Raw genomic sequence first — 21,959 nt, 5'->3', positions numbered from 1 at the left:
TTGTGTTTTTTTGTTTTAACAAAATGAAAACTAAATAATTTCCTTGGTTTTGAGACAGACTAAGAATAGCCTATAATGCCAAAGATAATCTCTTTCACACAATTCAGCATGGATAATAAAAATGAATCATCTTGAACAACAATATTTAAATGAGCTTGACGCCAAATTATGGAAATCCGCCGATAAACTTCGCTCTAATATGGACGCCGCCAATTATAAACACGTCATTTTAAGTTTAATTTTCCTCAAATATGTCTCCGATGCCTTTTTAGCCCGCCAACAAAGTATTCAACAACAATTGACCGATCCTGACCATCTCTATTATCTTGATCCCAGTCTTTACGACAGTGAGGACGAATACCAACAAGCCCTAGCAAACGAGCTTGAACAATTAGATTATTACACCGAAGAAAACGTATTTTGGGTGCCAAAAGAAGCCCGTTGGGATGAGTTAAAAGCCAAAGCCACCACGCCTGTAGGTACTGTGTTATGGCAAAATGAAAAAGGCGAAGACGTGAAAATGCGTAACGTCTCTTGGTTGGTGGATCTTGCCTTAGAGACCATTGAAAAAAGCAACCCAAAACTCAAAAATATCCTCTCTCGCATTAGTCAATATCAAGTGGAAGATCATCGCTTAATTGATCTAATTAGCTTATTTTCAGACACCTCTTTTGCCAATCCTGAATATCAAGGCGAAAAACTCAATTTAAAAAGCAAAGATATTTTAGGGCATGTTTATGAGTATTTCCTCGGTCAATTTGCCCTCGCCGAAGGCAAACAAGGTGGGCAATATTACACCCCGAAAAGCATCGTCAGCCTGATTGTGGAAATGTTACAACCTTATCAAGGGCGCGTGTTCGACCCTGCCATGGGCAGTGGGGGATTTTTTGTGTCTAATGATAAATTTATTGAAAACCACGCCCAAGAAAAACATTACGCGAGCGACGAACAACGCCGCCGTATTTCCATTTATGGGCAAGAAGCCAACCCCACCACATGGAAACTCGCCGCCATGAATATGGTGATTCGCGGTATTGATTTTAATTTTGGCAAAAAACACGCCGACAGTTTCACGGAAGATCAACATCCTGATTTGCGTGCGGATTTTGTGATGGCAAATCCACCTTTTAACTTAAAAGAATGGTGGCATAAAAGTTTAGAAAATGATGCTCGCTGGCAATATGGCACACCGCCTGAAGGCAATGCTAACTTTGCTTGGATGCAGCACATGCTCTACCACCTTGCTCCAACGGGTTCCATGGCATTGTTATTGGCAAACGGCAGTATGAGTAGCAACACAGGCGGTGAAGGGGAAATTCGCAAAAGCCTGATTGAGGAAGATGTGGTGGAATGCATGGTGGCGCTACCGGGGCAATTGTTTACCAATACACAAATCCCTGCTTGTATCTGGTTTCTGAACAAAGACAAAAAGAACGGTATGTCCTTTGATAAGAAAAAACGCAATCGTAGTGGGGAAGTGTTATTTATCGATGCCCGTCAATTGGGCTATATGAAAGATCGTGTGTTGCGTGATTTCACTGAAGCCGACAGCCAAAAAATCGTGCAAACCTTCCACAATTGGCAATATGGTGAAGGTTACCAAGATGAAGCAGGCTTTTGCTATTCCGCCAAGCTTGCCGATATTCAAAAACACGACTATATTTTAACCCCAGGGCGTTATGTGGGTGCTGTGGCACAAGAAGATGATAGCGAACCTTTTGCCGAAAAAATGCAAAAACTCACCACACTGTTAAACCAACAAATGGCGGAAGGCGAACGCTTAAATGCCGAGATTAAAAAGAATTTAGCGGGGTTGGGGTATGAGTAGTTGGAAAGAATATAAGCTGGAAGAAGTTTTAGATGCCTTAATTGATTATAGAGGAAAAACTCCAACTAAAACAGGATTTGGAATTCCTTTAATTACGGCAAAAGTTGTGAAAAATGGTCGTTTAGAGCAAGCAACTGAATTTATTGCTGTTGAAGACTATGAGAGTTGGATGAGTAGAGGTCTTCCAAAAATTGGTGATATTGTTTTGACTACAGAGGCTCCTTTAGGTGAAGTTGCTCAATTAAAAGATGAGAAAGTCGCTTTAGCACAAAGAATAGTAACTTTAAGAGGTAAAGATAAAATTTTACAGAATGATTTTTTACTTTATTTATTACAAAGTAAAAACATTCAGGAACAATTAGAAGCCCGTTCATCTGGATCTACTGTAAAAGGGATTAAACAAAGTGAATTAAGAAAATTAACATTAAAAATTCCAAGTTTTAGTGAACAAGAATTTATTTCTGGACAATTAAAAGCTTTAGATAACAAAATCCAACTCAACACCCAAATCAACCAAACCCTAGAACAAATTGCCCAAGCGATTTTTAAAAGTTGGTTTGTGGATTTCGACCCCGTCAAAGCCAAAATAAACGCCCTCGCCAACGGCGGCACCAACGACGACGCTGAACGTGCCGCTATGCAAGTGATTTCCGGCAAAACCAACGCCGAACTCACTCAAATGCAACAAACAAACCCCAATGCTTACAAAAACCTCGAAAAAACCGCCGCACTTTTCCCAAGCGAAATGGTGGAAAGTGAGTTGGGAGAAGTGCCGAAGGGGTGGGATAGGGATATAGCATCAAATTTATTTGATATTTCTATCGGGAAAACACCACCTAGAAAAGAGAGTGAGTGGTTTAGTACAAACAATAAAGATATTCCTTGGCTTTCAATTCGAGATATGGGAGGGAATGAAATTTTTTCATCTCTTACAAGTGAATATTTAACGAAAGAAGCGACAGATAAATTTAATATTAAAATTGCACCTAAAAATACTGTCTTTTTGAGTTTCAAATTAACGGTTGGTAGAGTCTCTATTGCTTCTACTGAAATGTGTACAAATGAAGCAATAGCCCACTTTCTGCAGCAAGAGCATTCTCTTAGTTATTTCTGGTTGTATTGTTATCTCAAGAGTTTTAATTTTGAAAGTTTAGGGAGTACATCATCAATTGCTACGGCGGTAAATTCTAAAACAATTAAAAATCTGCCCATTATATATTATGATCTTCTTGTTCGAGAATTTCATAAAAAAGTAACTCCGATTTTTAATAAAATTTTAGGATTAGAGCAAGAAATAGAAAATCTAGTAAAAATAAGGGATGCTTTATTACTTAAATTATTATCTGGTGATATTTATTTAGGAGAGTAATAATGGAAAAGTTACTTGAATATTTAGAAAATACTTCAGATAAGTATAATTTGATAGTTACAGTAAAGGCTATTATGGCTAGCTATCAACATCAAGATGCTGGTATAGTTATAGGTCAATGTAAATCATTAATAGAGGGATTAGCAAAATCAATTTTAGATGAATATAATCAATCCTATAAAGGAGATAAAACATTTCCTAAATTAACTAAATTAGCTATTCAGGCACTATTTCCAAAAAATAATCCTAAATTTATTGATAATGATGCATTCAAAGCTGTTCAATAGATGAGTACATCTCTTATGAATGCTGTAGACTCTTTTTCATCAGGACTTGCAAAGTTGAGGAATGATTATTGCCCATTTGCTCATGGTAGAAGTATTAATCAACAACCCTTGCCAATGCAAATAGCAGAATTTGTGATGTTTCAATCATCTGCATTGGTGAAATTTATACTTCATCTAATCGAAGAAAGTAAAATATTTATTGAAAAACCTTTGGATATAAATAGTGAGGAGTGTTTGGATTTTAATGAATACTTAAATTCAAATTATTCATCTATTGAATTAAATGGTGATATGTATTTTCCACATGAAATTTTATTTTATGTCAAAAAAGAGTCTTATATAGATTTATATAAAATTTGGCTAGAAGATAAACAAGAAAATGAACAATAGGTGTTTAAATGAAAATTAATGAAAATTTTGTAGAGTTAAACGCCTTGGCTTGGTTCTCTCAAACAGGCTGGCAAACTTTTCACGGTAAGGAGTTATTAAGTGAAGGGAGCAATCCGCAGCGTCATCAATTAAGTGCGGTGATTTTAGAGCCTATTTTTCGCAAGCAATTTGCTTTGCTAAATCCACATTTACCTTTGGATTGTGTTGATCAAGTGTTGGCAAAACTGAAGCAAGCTGAAAGCCGAGATTTGGTTGAGGCGAACTTGGCTTTTCATAAGTTGCTGATTAATGGTGTGCCAGTTACCTATAAAAAAGGCGATGAAACCTGTTTTGAAACGGCGTTTTTGGTGGATTTTACTCATCCTGAAAAGAATGCATTTTGGGCGGTGAGTCAATTTGAGGTGCGAGGCCTGTATTTGCGTCGTCCAGATATTGTCTGTTTTATCAATGGATTGCCGATTGCCATTTTGGAATTAAAAAATCCTACTGATGAGAAAACTGATGTATGGAATGCGTTTCATCAACTGCAAACCTATAAAAATGATCTCTTTGATTTGTTGATGTTTAATGGAGCCTTGGCGATTTCTGATGGTGTGGTGGCGAAAGTTGGTTCCTTAACGGCAGATGAAGAACGTTTTATGCCATGGCGTACGGTGAATAATGAAAATGACAAACCCATCGTAGAATGGCAATTAGAAACCTTAATTCGTGGCTTTTTCCGTCCTGATTTATTTACCGATTATTTGCGTTTTTTCATTCTATTTGAGAAAGATGAAAAGAACCGTTTAATTAAAAAACAAGCAGGCTATCATCAATTCCACGCAGTTAGAGAAGCTGTAAAAGCGACTGTGATTGCTTCTAGACAAATTGCGGATGATAAAGTGCAAGAACCACGTGCAAGCTATGGGCGAGAAGTGCCGGCTGGGAGCAAAAAAGCAGGTGTGGTATGGCATACACAAGGCAGTGGGAAAAGTATTTCCACGTGTTGCTATGCAGGAAAATTATTACAACAGCCAGAAATGGGCAATCCAACCTTAATTGTGGTGACTGATCGTAATGATTTAGATGGTCAGCTTTTCAAACAATTCTCTTTAGCAAAAGATTTATTAAAACAAGAACCAGTACAGGCAGAAAGCCGTGAGCAATTAAGAGAGTTATTGGCTCGTCGAGAAGTGGGGGGGGTGATCTTTACCACAGTGCAGAAATTTGCCTTACAAGAAGATGAGCAATCCCACCCGTTGTTAAATGCGCGTCATAATATCGTAGTCATTTCTGATGAAGCCCACCGTAGCCAATATGGCTTGAAAGCAAAACTCAATGCAAAAGGCTTATTTCAATTTGGTTATGCCAAACATATGCGTGATGCGTTGAGAAATGCGACATTTATTGGCTTTACGGGCACACCGATTGAAACGGAAGATAAAGACACGCGAGCGGTATTCGGGGATTATGTATCTATCTATGATATTCAAGATGCTGTTGATGATGGTGCCACTGTTCCAATTTATTATGAGTCTCGCCTCGCTCGTTTAGACATTAATCATGCTGAGATTGAGGAATTAGCTCAACAATTTGATGATATTGTAGAGGAAGAAGAGCAAACCGAAGCGGAACGCATCAAAGGGGAATTTACCCGTTTAGAAAAGTTAGTGGGGGCTCAACCTCGTTTGCAACAAATTGCCAAGGATTTAATCGCCCATTTTGAAAAACGGCAAGAAAGCCAAGAAGGGAAAGCCATGATTGTGGCGATGAGTCGTGAGATTTGTGTGCATTTATACAATGAAATTGTGGCATTGAAACCCGAGTGGCATAGTGAGGATCCTGCTAAAGGGGCGATTAAGATCGTGATGACGGGGTCTGCTGCCGATAACGCCTTATTACAGCCGCATATTTATAACAAACAAGTGAAACAGGATTTAGAGAAACGCTTTAAAAATCCTGATGATCCGTTGAAATTGGTCATTGTGCGAGATATGTGGTTGACGGGATTTGATGCCCCTTGCTGCCATACCATGTATGTGGATAAGCCAATGCGTGGACATAATTTGATGCAGGCAATTGCCCGAGTTAATCGTGTGTTTAAAGATAAACCGGGCGGATTAGTGGTGGATTACATTGGTATTGCCAATGAATTAAAACAAGCACTACATACTTATACCAATGCGAAAGGACGTGGAAAACCGACCATTGATACCGAAGAAGCTTTTCATGTGTTGTTAGAAAAAATGGATGCCATCTCAGGGATGTTTGCCACACCACTTGAAGGAAAAGCCCTTGATATTAGCCAATTTGAAACCAAAGCGATGAGTTTGTTACCTAAAGCGGCAAACCATATTTTGGGCTTGGATGAGGGGAAAAAACGTTTTGCTGATTTGGTGTTGGCGGCGACGAAAGCCTATGCGTTATGTGCAACGTTGGAACAAGCTAAGGCATATCAAAGTAAACTGGCTTTTTATTCTGCGGTGAAAGCGATGATGAGCAAAGAACAAATCAGTGACGGGAAATTACGCAAAAAACAGCAAGATCATGTTCTGAAACAGATCTTAGATAATTCCTTAATTGCCGATGGGGTGGATGATATTTTTAGCCTTTGCGGTTTAGATAAGCCAAACATTGGTCTGCTTTCTGATGAGTTCCTAGAAGATGTTCGTCAGATGGAACATAAAAATCTGGCGGTGGAGCTATTAGAAAAGCTCTTACAAGATAATATTCAAAGTCGAGGCAGTCGAAATTTAATACAAGAGCGTAAATACCTTGAGCGTTTAGAAGCGACACTCACGAAATATCATAACCGTGGTATTGAGACGGCTAAAGTCATTGAAGAGCTGATTCAAATGGCGAAAGAGTTTCAAGAGGCATTTAAACGAGCGGAAGATTTGGGCTTAAACAATGATGAGGTTGCGTTCTATGATGCCTTAGCCAATAACGAAAGTGCGGTGCGAGAATTGGGCGATCAAATTTTAAAAGCCATTGCGTTGGAATTGGTGAAACAATTACGCCATTCTGTCACCGTGGATTGGCAAGTGCGAGAAAGTGTGCGGGCGAGATTACGTATTTTAGTGCGTCGTATTCTGCAAAAATATAAATACCCACCAGATAAAGCCGATGAGGCCATTGATTTAGTCTTGGAGCAGGCAGAAACCTTATCTTACGAATGGAGCGAAAAGCACGAGAGAGTTGCCTAACTGATCATGAAAGAACCTCAGCATACTGCTGGGGTTTTTTATGGCTCATGGTAACCCCAAAGTGCGGTGGTTTTTGGAAAAGTTTTAAGGTTGGGGAAAGCGTGGCGTAAAAAAACAGCTCGATAAAAATCGAGCTGTTTGAGTATGTGAATTCTCGAGCGTTTGATTACGCTTTTGGACCTGCTGCCACTAATGCTTTACCTTCATCGTTAGTGGTATATTTTTCGAAGTTTTTCACGAAACGACCAGCAAGGTCTTCTGCTTTCGCTTGCCATTGTGCTTTATCTGCATAAGTATCACGTGGATCTAAGATTGCAGGATCAACACCTGGTAATGCTGTTGGTACAGCTAAATCAAAGATTGGTAATGTTTTCATCTCTGCATTTTCAATTGAACCATCTAAGATTGCATCAATGATACCGCGCGTATCTTTGATTGAAATACGTTTACCTGTACCGTTCCAACCAGTGTTCACCAAATATGCTTCTGCACCAGCTGCTTCCATGCGTTTCACTAACACTTCAGCATATTGTGTTGGGTGAAGTGATAAGAATGCCGCACCAAAACAAGCTGAGAAGGTTGGAGTTGGTTCTGTGATACCGCGCTCTGTACCTGCTAATTTCGCTGTGAAACCAGATAAGAAGTAGTATTTAGTTTGCTCTGGCGTTAATTTAGATACTGGTGGCAACACGCCGAATGCATCAGCAGTTAAGAAAATCACTTTTTTCGCATGACCTGCTTTTGATACAGGCGTTACGATGTTATCGATGTGGTAAATTGGGTAAGAAACACGGGTGTTTTCTGTTTTTGAACCATCATCGTAATCCACTGAACCATCTGCACGTACCACGACGTTTTCTAATAGCGCATCGCGTTTGATTGCTTTATAGATGTCAGGTTCGTTTTCTGGAGAAAGTTTAATCGTTTTCGCATAGCAACCACCTTCGTAGTTGAATACGCCATCATCGTCCCAACCGTGTTCATCATCACCAATTAATTGACGTTTTGGATCCGTTGAAAGAGTAGTTTTACCTGTACCTGATAAACCGAAGAATACTGCAACGTCGCCTTTTTCACCCACGTTCGCAGAACAGTGCATTGATGCGATGCCTCTTAATGGTAAGAAGTAGTTCATCATTGAGAACATACCTTTTTTCATTTCACCGCCGTACCAAGTACCACCGATTAATTGTACCCCTTCAGTTAAGTTAAATGCCACGAAGTTTTCAGAATTTAAACCTTGTTCTTTCCAGTTCGGGTTAGTCACTTTAGAACCATTCATGACAACAAAATCTGGTTTGAAGCCAACTAATTCTTCTTCTGTTGGGCGAATGAACATATTTTTCACAAAGTGTGCTTGCCATGCTACTTCAGTCACGATACGCACTGATAAACGAGTATCTGCGTTAGCCCCACAGAATGCATCGATCACAAATAAACGTTTACCAGAAAGTTGTTCTGTGACTAAACCTTTTAAGCTTTTCCACGTCTCTTGTGTCATTGGTTTGTTGTCGTTTTTCGCCGCATCGCTTGTCCACCAAACAGTATCTTTGGTTTTGTCATCAAGCACGATATATTTGTCTTTTGGCGAACGACCAGTAAAGATACCTGTATCAACCGCAACTGCGCCTGACTCTGTTACGATACCTTTTTCGTAACCTTCTAAACCTGGTTTGGTTTCTTCTTCGAATAATTGTTCATAACTTGGGTTATAAACGATTTCTTTTACATCATGAATACCAAGTGCACCAAGTTCGTTGATTACTTTAGTTAAGTCTGTCATACATCACCTCATAGAGTTAATTTTTAAAGTTGAAAAAAATAATGGGAGCATTCTAATCAAATTTCTACCTAAAAACTGTTAGGTTGATCAAAATTTTGAAAAATTGCTTAGAATTTTTATTGTTCTATGATTTAAGTCAAAGAAAAAAGACTGTCATAACGGACAGTCTTTTTCATTAAGAATCTATGGGGAAATAATTGTTAGAATTTATAACCGATAGATAAACGTAGGGCATCATTATTATAAGAAACTTCTTTATATGGTACTGTTTTTTGTGGAGAAGAAGCAAAACTAATACGGGATGAAGTATGGTAATAACCAACTTCAGCTAAGAAATTGTTGTATTCTAGACCTAAGCTAATACCGTAATAAGCACCATCTTTAGCAGACATATTGATATTTGTTTTTTCTATATAGTCTTGTCCATTTCCAGCGAGGTTATAAGATATAGCATCTAATCTAGTCGATTTTGTTTTATTAAATGCATAACCTAAGTCGCCTTTTAAGTACAATGTTGTATTTGGTATGAAAACAAAATTTTGTTTTAACGTTACATAAAGAGGAATAGAGCGATAGCGAGGAACTAAGTATTTTTCTGTTGTCTCAACATCAGTCTGTCCATTATTACCTTCAACACCATGACTCACATGCTTAAAGCTATTACGTTTAATAAAACCCACACCTAAACCTAGTTCTGTTTGAGGTAAAACATTATAGGTCAGTTCTAAGAAAGTGCTTGGCGAAAAGGTATTTCTTTTGTGAGGAACTGAGAAGTGATAGATACTTGGATCAACAGTTTCAAAACGAGAGATAAGATCAACGCCGACTTTCCCATACAAATTGACATTATTATCTAATGCAAGAGCACTGCTTGTTGCTGCTAATATAAAGCTTCCTAAGAGGATTTTTTTCATTTTAAACTCCATTTTTATGTAATTAGGCGGAGAATTATACTTATAGATGAATGTAAAACAACCAATAATTGTTCGTTTTACAATATTTTTTGATTTAAAACAAAGCGGCATATTAGGAGTATGTTTGTGTAGAGTTTAAGTGAGTCATGGCATTATTTGTGATGACTTAAATAATCACGTAAACAATATAGCCCAACTAAATTGCGTGCTTCACAAAAATCAGGATCTTGTAGTAAATCATCAATTTTGCTAAGTGGAACTCGGACTAATTCTAATGGCTCTGGCTCATCGCCATCCAGTTTGCATGTGTAAAAATCTTGAGCTAAAAAAATATGCATAGGATTATTCATGTGGCTTGGAGAGGTATTTACTGTTCGTAAGTGGATGAGTTTTTGGGCACCCAATCCAACTTCTTCTTTTAGTTCTCGATTTGCACTTTGTTCTGGGGTTTCATTTGCATCCATTAATCCCTTTGGAAAACCCAGCTCATAGCGTTCTGTACCCACTGCGTATTCGCGTATCATTAAAAGTGAATCTTGTTCTATTGGTAATATCATGACCGCACAACGGCTACTAGGCTTAAAACGCTCATAAGTGCGTTGCACACCATTAGAAAATTTAAGGTCAACAGATTGAATTTCGAAAAGGCGTGATTTAGCAGCAACCGAAATCGCAAGAATCTGTGGTTTTTGGCTCATGTTTACCTCGTGTAAATCGGCGAAATTTTACAAAATTACCGAATAACGATACCATAAACCGCTTTTTACACAAAGGAAAGGTATAGTTTTATGTTAGCAATAAATTGGCATCAAATTGATACTGTTATTTTAGATTTAGATGGTACGTTAATTGATCTTTATTTTGATCATTACTTTTGGAAACAGCTTGTGCCGCAAGCTTATGCTGCCAAGTTTAGCCTTCCTTTTGAACAAAGCCAACAAGTGTTAAAACAACGTTATGATGCAATTGAGCACAGCAAAGATTGGTATTGTTTAGATTTTTGGGCCAAACAGTTAGATTTACCATTACGAGAATTATATCAATCTCATGGACCTGAATTAAAAGTACGCTCTGATGTTGCTCCCTTTTTGCAAGTAGTAAAGCAGATGGGTAAACATGTTGTATTATTAACTGACAGTAATGTATTTAGTTTAGAAGCTAAGTTGAAATTTTGTGATTTTGTACCGCACTTTGATCTGCTGCTTTCTAGCCATCAATTTGGTGCACCTAAAATTGAACAAGCTTTATGGCAGAACTTACAGAAGCAACATTATTTTGAGCCAATGCGCACTTTATTTATTGATGATACGGAAAAAGTATTAGATAGTGCTAAACAATTTGGGATCGCTTATACGATCGGTGTGGAAAATCCAGATAGCACCTTACCATATAAGCATTTTGAGCGGCATTTTTCAGTCAAGGATTACCGCACGTTAGTGGAGTAATAATGTAATATGGCAAAAGAGAATAAACAACTAGATGAAGATGTGCGTTTAGATAAATGGCTTTGGGCTGCTCGTTTTTATAAAACACGCACAATAGCAAAAGAAATGATTGATGGTGGTAAAGTGCATTATAATGGGCAGCGAACTAAGCCAAACAAGCATGTTGAAGTAGGTGGCATCATTAAGTTACGACAAGGAAATGAGGAAAAAGAAGTAGAAGTGACCGCACTTTCTAGCCAACGTCGTGGTGCACCTGAGGCACAATTGTTGTATAAAGAAACGGAAAAAAGCGTTGAGCAGCGCACTAAAATGGCCATCGCTCGCAAAATTAATGCGTTAACTATGCCTCATCCAGATCGCCGACCAAACAAAAAAGAGCGTCGTGACTTATTGAAGTTTAAGTACCAAGAACGCTTGTAATTGAATGAGTCAATACTATAAATACTAAATATTAATTAATAGCTCGTTTATCCCTAAGCGAGTTAAAAAGGAAATCTAATGACATATAAAAATGACAATGACAAACTGTATCGCTATTTATTCCAAAATCGAGCAGTGCGTGGTGAGTGGGTGCGTCTAAATCAAACTTTTACTGAGACATTAAATACTCATCATTACCCAAAAGTTATCCAGAACTTACTTGGCGAAATGATGGTGGCGACGAGCTTATTAACGGCTACTTTAAAGTTTGAAGGAGATATTACGGTTCAAGTACAGGGTGAAGGTCCATTAAAATTAGCGTTAGTTAATGGCAATGATAAGCAGCAAATGCGTGCATTAGCCCGCTTACAAGCAGATGTTGATGAGCAAATGAGTTTGGCGCAATTAGTGGGGAAAGGCGTGTTAGTGATCACAATTGCACCAACAGAAGGTGAACGTTATCAAGGTGTAATTGCACTAGATAAACCCACTATCACAGCATGTTTAGAAGATTACTTTGTACGTTCAGAACAATTGCAAACACAGTTATTTATTCAGTCGGGCGAATATCAAGGACAACCTGTTGCAGCAGGCATGTTGTTACAAATTATGCCTGATGGGTCTGGTTCACCACAAGATTTTGAGCATCTTGCGACATTAACTGCTACTATTAAAGAAGAAGAATTATTTGGTCTAAGTGCAGAGGAATTATTATATCGCTTATACCATGAAGAAACGGTTGAACTTTTCCCTGCACAGCCAGTCAGCTTTTTTTGTGGTTGTTCAAAAGAGCGTTCTGGCGCAGCGTTATTATTAATTTCAGATGATGAAATTGATGAAGTCCTAGCAGAACATCATGGCACAATTGATATGCAATGTGAGTGTTGTGGGACCCATTATTTCTTTAATAAAGCCGCAATTCAACAGCTAAAATCGCAAGCAAATTAAATAAAAATAAAGCGAATTGCAGGTGATTAAGTTGCAGGCTATCAAGATATTTGGTAGCCTGTTTTTCTATTTTTAAGCAATCGTTTAAACTGTTCAAGTTTGGATTTTTTATTAAAAATTATTTTTCCCCTAAATGTTATTGCTTATTCACCAATAAACAACTATTTAAAAGGATCTTCTTATGTTAATACTTTCCCCTAAGTTATTAGATGATGCACTCAATATTAGTGAACAAGCGGGAAAGTATTTAGTCGATTTTTATCAAAAGTTCAAAGAAAGTTCGGTCAATGTAGAGCATAAATTAGATAATACGCCTGTTACCGAAGTGGATTTATATTTAAGCCAGTTTTTAATTGAAAAATTAACCGCACTTACACCGCACGTCCCGATTCTATCCGAAGAAAATTGCAAAATCCCCCTTGCAGAGCGTTCCCTGTGGGATGAATATTGGTTAATTGATCCTTTAGATGGTACGCAGCAATTTATTAATCGTACAGATCATTTTGCAGTATTGATTACACTTGTTCAGAAGCAAAAACCTGTCCTAGGGATTATTTATGCTCCAATTTTGAAGACTGTTTATTATGCGATGCAAGGATTTGGTGCTTATAAAAAAGTAGGCGATGAGGTGATTAAACTTACTACCCAATCCTTCCCCAATAACCGAGTAATTAAAATTGGTGTCGGGGCTGAAAGCACTAAACAAAAAGTACAACCATTACTAAACCCAAATTATCAATATGAATTTCTAATTTACGGTTCTTGTGGTTTGAAAAGTGGTCTTGTTTCTGATGGAACTTGTGATTGCTATGTCCGTTTAGGGAGTACAGGTGAATGGGATACCGCGCCTGCAGAAGTACTATTGGCTGAATTAGATGGGGGGGTATTTGACTTTCAATTCCAAGCACTCACCTATAATCAAAAAGAGGATTTTACTAACCCAAATTTTTTGATGGTATCAAACAAGGGATTTGACTGGCAGAAAATCTTCAAATTTAATTAGCACGACGAGTAATTTGTTATAATATGTTACAGATTAAATAAAATTTTTTAACAATAATTTCAGGAAAAAAATGAAAATTGAAGCAGACAATAATTGTATTGTAATTTTTGGGGCGTCAGGTGATTTAACTTATCGTAAACTTATTCCTGCCCTTTATAACCTTTATAAGATTGGTCGATTAACAGAACATTTTTCTGTTTTAGGTGTCGCGCGTTCTGAGTTAACAGATGAAACTTTTCGTGAAAAAATGCGCCAAGCATTAATAAAAAGCGAAGGGGCAAATGGTGATACATTAGAACAATTTTGCTCACATCTTTATTATCAAGCAGTGAATACCTCAGATGCTGCGGATTATGGTAAATTAATTCCGCGTCTTGATGAACTACATGATAAATATCAAACTTGTGGTAACACATTATATTACCTTTCTACGCCACCAAGCCTATACGGTATTATTCCAGAATGCCTTGCCGCACATGGATTAAATACTGAAGAGTATGGTTGGAAACGGTTGATTGTTGAGAAACCATTTGGCTATGATATTCGCACAGCGAAAGAACTAGATGTTCAGATTCATCGCTTCTTTGAAGAACATCAAATTTATCGTATAGATCATTATCTTGGAAAAGAAACAGTTCAAAACTTACTTGTTTTACGTTTCTCAAATGGGCTATTTGAACCACTCTGGAATCGTAATTTTATTGATTATATTGAGATTACAGGAGCTGAGTCGTTAGGCGTTGAAGAACGCGGTGGCTATTATGATGGCTCAGGCGCAATGCGTGATATGTTCCAGAATCATTTATTACAAGTATTAGCAATGGTTGCAATGGAACCTCCAGCAATTATTAATGCAGACTCGATGCGTGATGAAGTAGCGAAAGTACTGCACTGCTTGCATCCGTTAAGCCAAGATGATTTAGAAAATAATTTAGTACTAGGTCAGTATGGTGTGGGAATGATTAATGGTGAAGAAGTAAAAGGTTACTTACAAGAAAAAGGGGTACCTGAAGATTCTACTACTGAGACCTATATGGCATTGCGTTGTGAAATTGATAACTGGCGTTGGGCTGGCGTGCCTTTTTATGTACGTACAGGGAAGCGCTTACCAACCCGTGTCACTGAAATTGTAATTCACTTTAAAACCACGCCACATCCTGTATTCAGTCAAAAAGCGCCGGAAAATAAACTGATTATCCGTATTCAGCCAGATGAAGGTATTTCAATGCGTTTCGGTTTGAAAAAACCAGGCGCAGGCTTTGAGGCCAAAGAGGTTTCAATGGATTTCCGTTATGCAGATCTTGCATCACCAAGTTTATTAACTGCCTATGAGCGTTTACTGCTTGACTCTATGAAAGGAGATGCAACTTTATTTGCACGTACTGATGCAGTACATGCTTGTTGGAAATTCGTAGAACCGATTTTGCAATATAAAGCACAAAATGGGCGTGTATATGAGTATGAGTCTGGTACTTGGGGACCAACAGAAGCTGATAAGCTTATCGCAAAAACGGGCCGTGTTTGGCGTAAGCCGAGTGGCTTAATGAAAAAGAAGGTGTAATTTGTTGAAAAGTCCCTCTTATTTAAGAGGGATATATTGAAACTACAACTTTAGGATACACAATGAATACTGTTATTTTTGATGATGCACACAGTGCCGTTGAAAAAATTGCACAAGAGTTTTTAGCGTACAGCCTTGAAAATCGCCCGGTACATATTTCTCTTTCTGGTGGTTCGACGCCGAAATTATTATTTAAAACTTTGGCGAAAGCACCTTACAACACTGAAATTCAATGGCAAAACTTGCATTTCTGGTGGGGTGATGATCGTATGGTGTTACCAACTGATCCTGAAAGTAACTACGGCGAAGTGCAAAAATTATTATTCGACTACATTCAAATTCCTACAGAAAACATTCACCGCATTCGTGGTGAAGAGCCTGTAGAAACGGAACTTAAACGCTTTGAGCAAGAACTCAGTGCGGTCGTTCCTGAGCAAGTTTTTGATTGGATTATTTTAGGTATGGGAACAGATGGACACACTGCATCACTTTTCCCACATCAAACTAATTTTGATGATCCCAATTTAGCGGTTATCGCCAGACACCCTGAAACTGGGCAAATTCGCATTTCAAAAACAGCAAAACTCATTGAACAAGCGAAACGCGTGACTTATTTAGTGACTGGTGCAAGCAAAGCAGAAATTTTGAAAGAAATTCAAACCAAGCCAGTAGAAAGTTTGCCTTACCCAGCTGCGAAAATTAAAGCGAAAAAGGGCATTACAGAGTGGTATTTGGATAAAGATGCGGCGAAGTTGCTATAACAAGTGGTGAGATTTTTCGAAATTTTACAAAAGATTCGAGTACCAAATATAGGATAGCGCTCGTTTCCAACGAGTGCTAAAAATTAAGGCACTCGTCAAAGACGAGCACCATCGGGGGATGAAATTCAGTAAGTTTTCAAGCGTGGCTTAAGAGATAAAAGTGCGGTATTTTTTTGAAAAATTTTCTTACTTAATCAGGAGTTTAAAATGAAAAAACTATTTTCTCTTTTCATTGTATTGACTTTAATGGCTTGCTCATCTGCAATTAGCCCATATGATATTGCTCGGAAAATTCCTAAAAATACGAATAAAACTATCATTTTTAATGTAAATGCAGCTAATAATAGTGCATCTAATTTAATCTTAGCGGGAATGATGAAAGCTAGCTCAGGCGGAATAAACAAGCAATTAATGGATTTAGTGACTAATGACAATTTAAACATAGGTATTTCAGGCAAAAGCCAAATGTTAAACAAAGTAGCTGCCACATATGTTATTGAGAATGGTAAATTCGGAAAAAATACCAAAATCTTTATGGTTGGCGATAGTGAACAAGATAAAAAAGAATTAGAACAATCCGCTAATACAAAAAATATTCCTTTTGAGTATTTTTTAGTAGATAAGTAAGATTGGGGAAAAAGAAGAAACCGTCATTTACGAAAAGTACCTAACAGATTATTACCTTTATTAGAAAAATATATGATTTCTTAAAAAACAGGAGCAAACAATGTCAGTAAAAGGCGACATCGGCGTTATCGGCTTAGCGGTAATGGGTCAAAACTTAATTTTAAATATGAATGATCATGGCTTTAAAGTAGTGGCATTTAACCGCACGACTTCCAAAGTAGATGAGTTTTTACAAGGTGCTGCGAAAGGTACAAACATTATCGGAGCGTATTCATTACAAGACTTAGCGGATAAATTAGAAAAACCGCGTAAAGTGATGTTAATGGTACGTGCGGGGGATGTTGTGGATCAATTCATTGAGGCATTATTACCGCACTTAGAAGAAGGTGACATCATTATTGATGGCGGTAACACCAACTATCCTGACACTAACCGTCGTGTGGCTTACTTACGCGAAAAAGGCATTCGCTTTATTGGTACAGGGGTTTCTGGTGGTGAAGAAGGTGCACGTTTCGGACCTTCCATTATGCCAGGCGGTGATGAGTCAGCATGGGAACACGTGAAACCAATTCTACAAGCAATCTCTGCGAAAACTGAACAAGGCGAAGCGTGCTGTGACTGGGTTGGTCGTGATGGCGCAGGTCACTTTGTGAAAATGGTTCACAATGGTATCGAATATGGCGATATGCAACTTATCTGCGAAGCATACCAATTCTTAAAAGAAGGTGTAGGTTTATCTGATGATGAGTTGGAAGCAACGTTCAACGAATGGCGTAAAACGGAATTAGACAGCTATCTCATCGATATCACAGCTGATATTTTAGGCTATAAAGATGAAGATGGTACTCGCTTAGTGGATAAAATTTTAGACACTGCAGGTCAAAAAGGGACAGGTAAATGGACTGGAATCAATGCTCTTGATTTCGGTATTCCATTAACACTTATCACTGAATCTGTGTTCGCACGTTGCGTATCTTCATTCAAAGATCAACGTGTTGAAGCATCAAAATTATTCAACAAAGCAGTGGGCAAAGTGGAAGGCGATAAAAAAGTGTGGATTGAAGCGGTACGCAAAGCGTTATTGGCATCAAAAATCATTTCTTATGCACAAGGCTTTATGCTAATCCGTGAAGCATCTGAGAACTTTGGTTGGAATATTAACTACGGAAACACCGCACTTTTATGGCGTGAAGGTTGTATTATTCGTAGCCGTTTCTTAGGTAATATCCGCGATGCTTATGAAGCTAACCCAGATTTAATCTTCTTAGGTTCAGACGATTACTTCAAAGGCATTTTAGAAAATAGTTTAGGTGAATGGCGTAAAGTGGTCGCAAAATCCATTGAAGTGGGTATCCCAATGCCTTGTATGGCGTCAGCGATCACCTTCTTAGATAGCTACACCAGCGCACGTTTACCTGCAAACTTATTACAAGCGCAACGTGACTACTTCGGTGCACACACTTATGAACGTACTGACAAACCACGTGGAGAGTTCTTCCATACAAACTGGACAGGTCGTGGTGGTGATACTGCCTCAACAACTTATGATGTTTAGCTAGAAATACATTACGAAAGCCACTTGCTGAAATCAACAAGTGGCTTTTTAGTTAAAAGAGCGGTCAGAATAGATGTTATTTTCTCTGGAAAAGACAAAATAGTGCTACAATTTGTGTATCATTAAATATTAATAAAGGTATGTTATGACAATTCCTAATTATCGTGAGCAAATTAAAATCGTTTTTTTTGATATCGATGAAACTTTATTAGTCAAAGATAAAGACTATTTACCCGATGCAACGGTTTCTGCTATTCAAAAATTAAAAGCAAATGGTATTATCCCAGCTATTGCAACGGGACGCACACCGAGTAATTTTCCACCTAAAATTAAAGAATTAATTCAGCAAACCCAAATTGACTTATTTGTTACGATGAATGGTCAGTATGTCAGTTATCAAGGTGCTACTTTAGAAAAGAACCCACTTTCAAAACAAAAAATTCAGCAATTGGTCGATTTTTTCACACAACATCAAATTGAATATGCACAAATTTCACCAACAGATACTTGTGTTTCCGCGGCTACAGATAAAGTACGTAGTGCATTAGATCCTTTGAGGGGGCACTATTATGAAAATAAAGATTATTTTAAACAGCATGATGTTTTTCAAATCTTAGCTTTTTATGAGCAGCAGCAAGATGAATTAGTAAATAATTCAGGTGTTTTGAAAGGTTTGCAGGCAGTACGTTGGCATGAGCAATCTGTTGATTTATTTGATGAACATATTTCAAAAGCGACTGGGATTGCAGCTGCCATTCAGCACTTAGGTTTTTCTATGCAAAATGTGATGGCTTTTGGAGATGGTTTGAATGATATTGAAATGCTTACAATAGCAGGTGTTGGCGTAGCAATGGGCAATGCACATCAAGATCTGAAGGCCATTGCAGATCATGTAACCTTACATATTGAAGAAGATGGTATTTATTCTTTTTTAAAAAAAGCAAAACTTATTGATTAAATAAAATTTATTTTTGCGATCTTATTCGCAAGATAATCTACTAACTTTACATAAAATCCCTCCTTTATTTTAGTGTTAGATATATTAGGTTCATTATAAAATAAAGGAGCTTTATGAATTGGCTGAGTTTTCGTTGTGTTCTTTGTCAACAAAAGTTATCGATTATGACTCATGGCCTGTGTTCTCGTTGTAATAAAAAAATTAGACGTTTTGCATATTGTGGGCATTGTGGCTGCGAGTTAGTTCAAGAGGCTTTATACTGTGGTCATTGTTTGCATGATAAAATGAGCTGGGATCGCATAGTGATTATTGGACGTTATATTGATCCTTTGTCTTATTTAATTCATCGTTTTAAATTCCAAAATGCTTTCTTTTTAGACCGCACTTTAGCGAGACTGTTGTTATTAGCGTTATATAAGGCTCGGCGAACACATGGACTCATTCTACCAGAAGTTATTTTACCAGTGCCGCTACATCGTTTTCGTCATTGGCAACGTGGCTATAACCAATCTAGTTTAATAGCTAAGTGTCTTGCTAAGTGGTTAAAAATTCCTTGTGATAACGATTTATTGCAACGTATAAAACATACTCATACTCAACGAGGATTGACCGCTAAGGAGAGGCAGAAAAATTTATGCCATGCATTTAGAATTAATCCTAAATATCAAAAATGTACTTATAAGTCAGTTGCCTTACTTGATGATGTCATTACTACAGGCTCGACACTAAATGAGATTGCGAAAGTATTACGTGAAGTAGGTGTGGAAGAAATTCAGATTTGGGGACTGGCAAAAACGTAAGTAAAGATTTATTGCTGTAAAAGGTAGAAAAAAAAATAATCTAGGAGTATCATTCTTGACAATCTTACTCAAGTATTCATATTTTAGGATAATTTATGCAACAAATTATGATCTCTGAAGCTGCTCAAGCACATTTCCGCCGTTTACTTGATCAGCAAGAGGAAGGAACGAATATTCGAATTTTCGTCGTTAATCCAGGTTCTCCAAATGCAGAATGTGGAGTTTCTTATTGCCCACCAAATGCAGTTGAAAGTACAGATACTGAAATGAGATACTCTTCATTTTCTGCATTTATTGATGAAATTAGTTTACCTTTTTTAGAAGATGCTGAAATTGATTATGTTACAGAAGAACTAGGTGCTCAATTAACGTTAAAAGCACCTAATGCCAAAATGCGCAAGGTAGCAGATGATGCTCCTTTAATTGAACGTGTTGAATATGTTATTCAAACTCAAATTAATCCACAATTAGCTAGCCATGGCGGACGTATTACATTAATTGAAATTACAGATGATGGTTATGCTATTTTACAATTTGGTGGTGGTTGCAATGGTTGTTCTATGGTGGATGTGACATTGAAAGATGGTATTGAAAAACAATTATTAAGTTTGTTCTCTAATGAATTAAAAGGTGCTAAGGATATCACAGAACATCAGCGCGGTGAGCATTCTTATTATTGATTTATAAATTTTACAAATAAGGACTGGTTCATTAACTAGGTATCAGTCCTTAAATTTTGTATCTTGGTTGTTGAGATAAAAAAGAGACTATTTTCCTGGTTTTAAGCTTATTTTATCTGTCTTAATCCTGCCTCTGCTAAAGCTAAGTTTAAGCGGGTTAGTACATTCTCTTTTTCTGATGTTGTAATTAAATTAATATTTTTATTTTCTAATGCGGCATAGAACGCCCAAAATATACCTACACCTGCACTAATTCCTTTTTTCTTAAGCCGAATATAAGCATTTTTAGCACCTAATATTTGAAACGTACGAACATCATAAATTTCAACTTTTCCTAACATTCTCTCATGTTTAATGGAAAGGTTGGGTAATTCTTTAATTCTATTTCTCTTTGCAAGCTGTTCAGATAGTTTTTGATCTCTAATCTGTTGTAGAGACTCTTCTAAGATTTGCTTATAAAGTTTTTTATTTGAAGTGATTTCTTTGGGGAGGCGATAATAACTAGAAATATTGAGCGTTGAAGGTGATTGTGATTGTTTAGCCAAGTAACTCGCTGCACCTTTTGATTCTAAGTATGAGGCTAATTCCCCTTCGGCCTTCAAATAGAATATGTTATTTTGATATAAGCCAAACATGATTTTTTGGTGAAATAATCCATAGCTGGCGAAGAGACTTTTTGCTGTAACCTCTCCAATAAGATCACTTAAAATTTCTCGAATTTCTAGTGTTTCTTTTGCTGTTTTCGTCATATTAACTCTTCCTTATAGTTATACTACTTGACACATATTATTGTAATAAGCTCATAACCTTGAGCCAGCAAAGTTATAACACATCTTCATATTTTTTTAAAAAAATATTATAACTTATTGAAAATTTTGTGATTTAGATCGAAAAAATAATAAATTTTTATTCTTTTTTTGAATAAAGTTTAAACATTAATAATTTATGCCATTTTATTAATGAAGCAATTAACTCAAAAGAATAATCATAATGTATAAAATGAATTTGTCTATTTATAGAATTTATCTATTTAATAACATTGCTTAAAAAAATAGCAGTTGTATTTAATTTTCATATCTTTAACAAAAAAGGACTTGCCAGAGAAAAATAAAAGCCTATAATGCACGACCGCAAAGCAAGGAAGGCAATGAATAGTGAAAGGTAGTTGTTTTTAGGAAAAATTTCTAATGTTTCTACTTAAAATTGCTTGACAGTGAATCTGTAATTTATTATTATTTTCAGCCTTGCTTAAATGCAACGTTCTTTAACAATTTATCAGACAATCTGTGTGGGCACTTGTTGATTGATTTCATTTTGAAAAAAATTTTAATTATTGAAGTCTTGATAGGTGCTTATAACTGAAAATTCATACTGATTTAATATTAAGAGTTTAATATTAAATAGAAGTGTAAACTTTAGCTAAGCAGTTTATTGAGCGATTGAAC

20 protein-coding genes are annotated in these 21,959 nt (G+C 37.0%); 16 read left to right on the top strand and 4 right to left on the bottom strand.

Going from position 1 to position 21,959, the window contains the following annotated elements; all coding sequences use genetic code 11:
• Nucleotides 1-121: 121 nt before the first annotated feature.
• From K7G93_RS08210 to K7G93_RS08190, 5 genes are read left to right on the top strand one after another with little or no spacing between them, the layout of a single operon-like run.
• Nucleotides 122-1,828, top strand: coding sequence for a class I SAM-dependent DNA methyltransferase (locus K7G93_RS08210; protein WP_226690431.1), 1,707 nt, complete (start codon nt 122-124; stop codon nt 1,826-1,828).
• The gene (locus K7G93_RS08205; RefSeq protein ID WP_226690432.1) at nt 1,821-3,197 is read left to right on the top strand and encodes a restriction endonuclease subunit S; all 1,377 of its coding nucleotides are present in this window, start codon (nt 1,821-1,823) and stop codon (nt 3,195-3,197) included. The genes K7G93_RS08210 and K7G93_RS08205 overlap by 8 nt, the downstream gene beginning before the upstream one ends.
• Before the next feature lie 2 nt (nt 3,198-3,199).
• Nucleotides 3,200-3,484 (top strand): abortive infection family protein, encoded by a 285-nt coding sequence (locus K7G93_RS08200; RefSeq protein WP_226690433.1) that lies wholly within the window; start codon nt 3,200-3,202, stop codon nt 3,482-3,484.
• Nucleotides 3,485-3,499: 15 nt separating this feature from the next.
• Nucleotides 3,500-3,874, top strand: a complete 375-nt coding sequence (locus tag K7G93_RS08195) for an abortive infection family protein (RefSeq protein WP_226690434.1) — start codon at nt 3,500-3,502, stop codon at nt 3,872-3,874.
• Nucleotides 3,875-3,882: 8 nt separating this feature from the next.
• Nucleotides 3,883-7,059: a type I restriction endonuclease subunit R gene (locus K7G93_RS08190; RefSeq protein WP_226690435.1), complete on the top strand. Its 3,177-nt coding sequence runs from the start codon at nt 3,883-3,885 to the stop codon at nt 7,057-7,059.
• A gap of 166 nt (nt 7,060-7,225) precedes the next feature.
• On the opposite strand, the gene pckA is transcribed toward K7G93_RS08190, so the two are convergent.
• The 3 genes from pckA to nudE form a co-directional block, all read right to left on the bottom strand.
• A complete protein-coding gene (gene pckA, locus K7G93_RS08185) occupies nt 7,226-8,842 on the bottom strand; it encodes a phosphoenolpyruvate carboxykinase (ATP) (RefSeq protein WP_049214993.1) in 1,617 nt (538 codons plus the stop codon).
• A 200-nt stretch (nt 8,843-9,042) separates the two neighbouring features.
• Nucleotides 9,043-9,756, bottom strand: coding sequence for a hypothetical protein (locus tag K7G93_RS08180; protein WP_226690436.1), 714 nt, complete (start codon nt 9,754-9,756; stop codon nt 9,043-9,045).
• A 152-nt stretch (nt 9,757-9,908) separates the two neighbouring features.
• On the bottom strand, nt 9,909-10,454 hold the full coding sequence (gene nudE / locus K7G93_RS08175; RefSeq protein ID WP_226690437.1) for an ADP compounds hydrolase NudE: 546 nt from the start codon (nt 10,452-10,454) through the stop codon (nt 9,909-9,911).
• A 90-nt stretch (nt 10,455-10,544) separates the two neighbouring features.
• Between nudE and yrfG the strand changes: the two genes are divergently transcribed.
• From yrfG to nfuA, 11 genes are all read left to right on the top strand, one after another.
• The gene (gene yrfG, locus K7G93_RS08170) at nt 10,545-11,201 is read left to right on the top strand and encodes a GMP/IMP nucleotidase (protein ID WP_049214998.1); all 657 of its coding nucleotides are present in this window, start codon (nt 10,545-10,547) and stop codon (nt 11,199-11,201) included.
• Between the two features lie 9 nt (nt 11,202-11,210).
• Entirely contained in the window at nt 11,211-11,621 is a 411-nt protein-coding gene (gene hslR / locus K7G93_RS08165; protein ID WP_226690438.1) for a ribosome-associated heat shock protein Hsp15, read from the top strand.
• 78 nt (nt 11,622-11,699) lie between these two features.
• Entirely contained in the window at nt 11,700-12,569 is an 870-nt protein-coding gene (hslO, locus tag K7G93_RS08160) for an Hsp33 family molecular chaperone HslO (protein ID WP_226690439.1), read from the top strand.
• 181 nt (nt 12,570-12,750) lie between these two features.
• Nucleotides 12,751-13,572: a 3'(2'),5'-bisphosphate nucleotidase CysQ gene (gene cysQ / locus K7G93_RS08155; protein ID WP_226690440.1), complete on the top strand. Its 822-nt coding sequence runs from the start codon at nt 12,751-12,753 to the stop codon at nt 13,570-13,572.
• Between the two features lie 70 nt (nt 13,573-13,642).
• Nucleotides 13,643-15,133, top strand: coding sequence for a glucose-6-phosphate dehydrogenase (zwf, locus tag K7G93_RS08150; RefSeq protein ID WP_049215003.1), 1,491 nt, complete (start codon nt 13,643-13,645; stop codon nt 15,131-15,133).
• Nucleotides 15,134-15,195: 62 nt separating this feature from the next.
• The gene (gene pgl, locus K7G93_RS08145; protein WP_226690441.1) at nt 15,196-15,894 is read left to right on the top strand and encodes a 6-phosphogluconolactonase; all 699 of its coding nucleotides are present in this window, start codon (nt 15,196-15,198) and stop codon (nt 15,892-15,894) included.
• A 207-nt stretch (nt 15,895-16,101) separates the two neighbouring features.
• Nucleotides 16,102-16,521, top strand: a complete 420-nt coding sequence (locus K7G93_RS08140; protein ID WP_226690442.1) for a hypothetical protein — start codon at nt 16,102-16,104, stop codon at nt 16,519-16,521.
• 100 nt (nt 16,522-16,621) lie between these two features.
• Nucleotides 16,622-18,076, top strand: coding sequence for a decarboxylating NADP(+)-dependent phosphogluconate dehydrogenase (gene gnd / locus K7G93_RS08135; protein WP_115323281.1), 1,455 nt, complete (start codon nt 16,622-16,624; stop codon nt 18,074-18,076).
• Between the two features lie 145 nt (nt 18,077-18,221).
• Complete coding sequence (locus K7G93_RS08130) at nt 18,222-19,034, top strand: Cof-type HAD-IIB family hydrolase (protein ID WP_115323280.1); 813 nt, start codon at nt 18,222-18,224, stop codon at nt 19,032-19,034.
• 113 nt (nt 19,035-19,147) lie between these two features.
• On the top strand, nt 19,148-19,834 hold the full coding sequence (locus tag K7G93_RS08125) for a ComF family protein (RefSeq protein WP_224045776.1): 687 nt from the start codon (nt 19,148-19,150) through the stop codon (nt 19,832-19,834).
• A gap of 95 nt (nt 19,835-19,929) precedes the next feature.
• Nucleotides 19,930-20,514 (top strand): Fe-S biogenesis protein NfuA, encoded by a 585-nt coding sequence (gene nfuA / locus K7G93_RS08120; RefSeq protein ID WP_049215012.1) that lies wholly within the window; start codon nt 19,930-19,932, stop codon nt 20,512-20,514.
• 107 nt (nt 20,515-20,621) lie between these two features.
• On the opposite strand, the gene K7G93_RS08115 is transcribed toward nfuA, so the two are convergent.
• Nucleotides 20,622-21,263 (bottom strand): TfoX/Sxy family DNA transformation protein, encoded by a 642-nt coding sequence (locus K7G93_RS08115; protein WP_226690443.1) that lies wholly within the window; start codon nt 21,261-21,263, stop codon nt 20,622-20,624.
• Between the last annotated feature and the right edge of the window lie 696 nt (nt 21,264-21,959).

It is taken from the genome of Pasteurella canis (assembly GCF_020810675.1).
Taxonomy (GTDB): Bacteria; Pseudomonadota; Gammaproteobacteria; order Enterobacterales; family Pasteurellaceae; genus Pasteurella; species Pasteurella canis.
This window is presented reverse-complemented; position numbering and strand designations above follow the sequence as displayed.